This window comes from Chryseobacterium sp. FW101-FHT12H09 (assembly GCF_058790395.1).
In genome coordinates this window covers 1-5,457 of record NZ_JBYTCP010000007.1, presented here as the reverse complement: position 1 = coordinate 5,457, position 5,457 = coordinate 1, and the positions used below count along the sequence as shown (strand labels likewise).

General features: G+C 46.6%; 2 tRNA genes and 3 rRNA genes. All 5 read left to right on the top strand.

The features are described from left to right. Window positions 1-214 precede the first annotated feature (214 nt). The 5 genes from AC3WRL_RS22560 to rrf all read left to right on the top strand — a co-directional run bounded on the left by AC3WRL_RS22560 (window position 215) and on the right by rrf (window position 5,413). Window positions 215-1,731 (top strand): 16S ribosomal RNA (locus AC3WRL_RS22560). A 218-nt stretch (window positions 1,732-1,949) separates the two neighbouring features. Continuing rightward, window positions 1,950-2,023 (top strand) — tRNA-Ile (locus AC3WRL_RS22555). Between the two features lie 88 nt (window positions 2,024-2,111). Beyond that, window positions 2,112-2,185: transfer RNA gene (locus AC3WRL_RS22550), tRNA-Ala, on the top strand. Window positions 2,186-2,392: 207 nt separating this feature from the next. Then, a 23S ribosomal RNA gene (locus AC3WRL_RS22545) occupies window positions 2,393-5,147 on the top strand. Between the two features lie 158 nt (window positions 5,148-5,305). Then, a 5S ribosomal RNA gene (rrf, locus tag AC3WRL_RS22540) occupies window positions 5,306-5,413 on the top strand. The 16S, 23S and 5S rRNA genes sit together here with 2 tRNA genes alongside, the layout of an rRNA operon. Window positions 5,414-5,457 lie beyond the last annotated feature (44 nt).

The window sequence follows — 5,457 nt, the reverse complement described above, 5'->3', positions numbered from 1 at the left end:
TTAAGGTTACTAAAAAAACTTTAAATTTTCTTTCGGAAAAATTTGGTCACATCAAAAAAAACATTTACTTTTGCACTCGCAAATCAGTAGTCCAAACGACAGAAAATGAGGCTACGGTATAAAGCGGAAGAAGAGAGATCATTGAAAAATAATATAACAACCAAGTAAGGAAAAACTAAAGCGTAAAATAACTTTGAGTGAGTCAGACAAACATACAATGGAGAGTTTGATCCTGGCTCAGGATGAACGCTAGCGGGAGGCCTAACACATGCAAGCCGAGCGGTAGAGATTCTTCGGAATCTTGAGAGCGGCGTACGGGTGCGGAACACGTGTGCAACCTACCTTTATCAGGGGGATAGCCTTTCGAAAGGAAGATTAATACCCCATAATATATTTGATGGCATCATTAGATATTGAAAACTCCGGTGGATAGAGATGGGCACGCGCAAGATTAGATAGTTGGTGAGGTAACGGCTCACCAAGTCAATGATCTTTAGGGGGCCTGAGAGGGTGATCCCCCACACTGGTACTGAGACACGGACCAGACTCCTACGGGAGGCAGCAGTGAGGAATATTGGACAATGGGTGAGAGCCTGATCCAGCCATCCCGCGTGAAGGACGACGGCCCTATGGGTTGTAAACTTCTTTTGTATAGGGATAAACCTTTCCACGTGTGGAAAGCTGAAGGTACTATACGAATAAGCACCGGCTAACTCCGTGCCAGCAGCCGCGGTAATACGGAGGGTGCAAGCGTTATCCGGATTTATTGGGTTTAAAGGGTCCGTAGGCGGACTCGTAAGTCAGTGGTGAAATCTCATAGCTTAACTATGAAACTGCCATTGATACTGCGGGTCTTGAGTAAGGTAGAGGTAGCTGGAATAAGTAGTGTAGCGGTGAAATGCATAGATATTACTTAGAACACCAATTGCGAAGGCAGGTTACCATGTCTTAACTGACGCTGATGGACGAAAGCGTGGGGAGCGAACAGGATTAGATACCCTGGTAGTCCACGCCGTAAACGATGCTAACTCGTTTTTGGGTTTTCGGATTCAGAGACTAAGCGAAAGTGATAAGTTAGCCACCTGGGGAGTACGAACGCAAGTTTGAAACTCAAAGGAATTGACGGGGGCCCGCACAAGCGGTGGATTATGTGGTTTAATTCGATGATACGCGAGGAACCTTACCAAGGCTTAAATGGGAATTGACAGGTTTAGAAATAGACTTTTCTTCGGACAATTTTCAAGGTGCTGCATGGTTGTCGTCAGCTCGTGCCGTGAGGTGTTAGGTTAAGTCCTGCAACGAGCGCAACCCCTGTCACTAGTTGCTAGCATTAAGTTGAGGACTCTAGTGAGACTGCCTACGCAAGTAGAGAGGAAGGTGGGGATGACGTCAAATCATCACGGCCCTTACGCCTTGGGCCACACACGTAATACAATGGCCAGTACAGAGGGCTGCTACCAGGTGACTGGATGCTAATCTCGAAAGCTGGTCTCAGTTCGGATTGGAGTCTGCAACTCGACTCTATGAAGCTGGAATCGCTAGTAATCGCGCATCAGCCATGGCGCGGTGAATACGTTCCCGGGCCTTGTACACACCGCCCGTCAAGCCATGGAAGTCTGGGGTACCTGAAGTCGGTGACCGTAAAAGGAGCTGCCTAGGGTAAAACAGGTAACTAGGGCTAAGTCGTAACAAGGTAGCCGTACCGGAAGGTGCGGCTGGAACATCTCATTTTAGAGCGTCTTTCGGGACGATAAACAAAATTAAAGATACTTAAGTGTATCATGTACTTACTTAAAGTATGCTTTAGTTTTTTATTTGGTTGATTATATATATAAAAATACAAAACCCACTAGAAATTAGTATAGGGAAGAGAGGCAAGATGAAAGATAAAAGAAGAAAGACAATGAGGTCTGATATCTGGAGTCTTTAATCTAAAAGTCTAACAAGACAGTCTCGTAGCTCAGCTGGTTAGAGCGCTACACTGATAATGTAGAGGTCGGCAGTTCGAGCCTGCCCGAGACTACTAATTGAAAAAGACGGGAAGATAATAGATGGTAGGGGTCAGATTTAATTCTGGGATCTGTAATCTGTAATCTGAAGTCTGACTAGAGGGGGAATTAGCTCAGCTGGCTAGAGCGCCTGCCTTGCACGCAGGAGGTCAAGGGTTCGACTCCCTTATTCTCCACAGTTTTGTGAGTCTGATTTAAAAGTATAATGAATAGAGCCAAAACAAATATTCATTCATCAGACAAGCAGAAAGACATTAAGATCATTGACATTAACGGTAAAAATATCACAAAGAGAAAACCGAGCGCAATTAAGCGTTTGAGTTTACAAAAAATAGCTTGGCAGCAATGCTGAGCAAAAAATACTGAACTAATTAATAATTAGGAAAGAAATCGTTAAGGGCGTATGGCGGATGCCTAGGCTTTCAGAGGCGACGAAGGACGTGGTAAGCTGCGAAAAGCTCGGGGGATTGGCACACACGAATTGATCCCGAGATGTCCGAATGGGGCAACCCGGCTGGTTGAAGACCAGTCACCTCGTAAGAGGAGCAAACCCGGAGAACTGAAACATCTAAGTACCCGGAGGAAAAGAAATCGAAGAGATTCCGTAAGTAGTGGCGAGCGAACGCGGATTAGCCCAAAAGTCTTTATATATTTAAAAGAATGTTCTGGAAAGAACAGCCATAGAGGGTGATAGCCCCGTATTTGAAAGGTATATTTTGATGATAAATGAGTAGGGCGGGACACGTGAAATCCTGTCTGAATATGGGGGGACCATCCTCCAAGGCTAAATACTCCTGAAAGACCGATAGTGAACAAGTACTGTGAAGGAAAGGTGAAAAGCACTTCGAATAGAAGGGTGAAATAGAACCTGAAACCGTACGCCTACAAGCGGTCGGAGCCCACATGTTGGGTGACGGCGTGCCTTTTGCATAATGAGCCTACGAGTTAATTTTACTAGCGAGGTTAAGGACTTCAGGTCCGGAGCCGGAGCGAAAGCGAGTCTGAATAGGGCGTATAGTTAGTAGGATTAGACGCGAAACCTTGTGATCTACCCATGGGCAGGTTGAAGCTCTGGTAACACAGAGTGGAGGACCGAACCGGTTGACGTTGAAAAGTCTTCGGATGACCTGTGGGTAGGGGTGAAAGGCCAATCAAACTGGGAGATAGCTCGTACTCCCCGAAATGCATTTAGGTGCAGCGTCGTATATAAGTTTATTAGAGGTAGAGCTACTGATTGGATGCGGGGGTTTCATCGCCTACCAATTCCTGACAAACTCCGAATGCTAATAAATGTTCTACGGCAGTGAGGGCATGGGTGCTAAGGTCCATGTCCGAGAGGGAAAGAACCCAGACCAACAGCTAAGGTCCCCAAATATATGTTAAGTTGAAGCAACGCGGTTGGACTGCATTGACAGCTAGGATGTTGGCTTGGAAGCAGCCATTCATTTAAAGAGTGCGTAACAGCTCACTAGTCGAGCGGTCCGGCATGGATAATAATCGGGCATAAACATATTACCGAAGCTATGGATTTGTACTTATGTACATCTGGTAGGGGAGCATTCTGTTTGCACAGAAGCAGTGGCGTGAGCCATTGTGGAGCGTACAGAAAAGAAAATGTAGGCATAAGTAACGATAAAGGGGGCGAGAAACCCCCTCACCGAAAGACTAAGGTTTCCTCAGCCATGCTAATCAGCTGAGGGTTAGTCGGGACCTAACGCGAACCCGAAAGGGGTAGTGGATGGACAATGGGTTAATATTCCCATACTTGCTCACACTAAAAAGGGGACGGAGTGCCGTACTTGCTGGAGACTGACGGAATAGTCAAGGCCTAGCCTTCGGGCGAAGCTGCTGCAGGGAAAGTGCTTCCAAGAAAAGCCGAAGTGAAGCAACCCGTACCAAAACCGACACAGGTAGTCGAGGAGAGAATCCTAAGGTGCTAGAGTGAATCATGGTTAAGGAACTAGGCAAAATAGTCTCGTAACTTCGGAAGAAGAGACGCCAGCAGCAATGCTGGCCGCAGTGAAGAGGCCCAGGCGACTGTTTATCAAAAACACAGGACTCTGCTAAATCGAAAGATGCTGTATAGGGTCTGACACCTGCCCGGTGCTGGAAGGTTAAGGAAGGGCGTTAGGGTAACCGAAGCGTTTGACTGAAGCCCCAGTAAACGGCGGCCGTAACTATAACGGTCCTAAGGTAGCGAAATTCCTTGTCGGGTAAGTTCCGACCTGCACGAATGGTGTAACGATCTGGGCACTGTCTCAACCATGAGCTCTGTGAAATTGTAGTATCGGTGAAGATGCCGATTACCCGCAATGGGACGAAAAGACCCTGTGAACCTTTACTATAACTTCGTATTGACTTTGAGTAAGTAATGTGTAGGATAGGTGGGAGACTTTGAAGCAGGCACGCTAGTGTTTGTGGAGTCAACGTTGAAATACCACCCTTTACTTACTTGGAGCCTAACTTCTTTTAGAAGGACATTGCGTGGTGGGTAGTTTGACTGGGGTGGTCGCCTCCAAAAGAGTAACGGAGGCTTTCAAAGGTACCCTCAGCACGCTTGGTAACCGTGCGTAGAGTGTAATGGCATAAGGGTGCTTGACTGTGAGACCTACAAGTCGATCAGGTGCGAAAGCAGGACATAGTGATCCGGTGGTTCCGCATGGAAGGGCCATCGCTCATAGGATAAAAGGTACTCCGGGGATAACAGGCTAGTCTCCCCCAAGAGCTCACATCGACGGGGAGGTTCGGCACCTCGATGTCGGCTCGTCACATCCTGGGGCTGGAGAAGGTCCCAAGGGTTGGGCTGTTCGCCCATTAAAGTGGCACGCGAGCTGGGTTCAGAACGTCGTGAGACAGTTCGGTCTCTATCTATTGCGGGCGTTAGATGTTTGAGAGGGCTTGATTCTAGTACGAGAGGACCGAATTGAACAAACCTCTGGTGTATCAGTTGTACCGCCAGGTGCACCGCTGAGTAGCTACGTTTGGAAGAGATAAGCACTGAAAGCATATAAGTGCGAAACTCGCCTCAAGATGAGACATCTTTTAAGGGTCGTGGGAGATGACCACGTTGATAGGCTATAGGTGTAAAGTTGGTAACAGCATAGCCGAGTAGTACTAATTACCCGTAGATTTATAGCCTAATTGGTAGGCACTTAATTGCGCAATAAAGGTTTTGTCTTTGTGAACGTTTTTATCGATAAAAAACATGTAAAATGTACAATAGTAAAAAGTATTAATGATAATGATCAATAGGTTTTACGTTAATACAAAGTACATTCTACGTTATATACCTTCTTTAGGGTGGTTTTAGCGGTGGGGCTCACCTGTTCCCATTCCGAACACAGAAGTTAAGCCCACCAGCGCCGATGGTACTGCGAAAGCGGGAGAGTAGGTCGCCGCCAGTTTTTATTTAAAAGTCTCATACATTAGTTTGTATGAGACTTTTTTT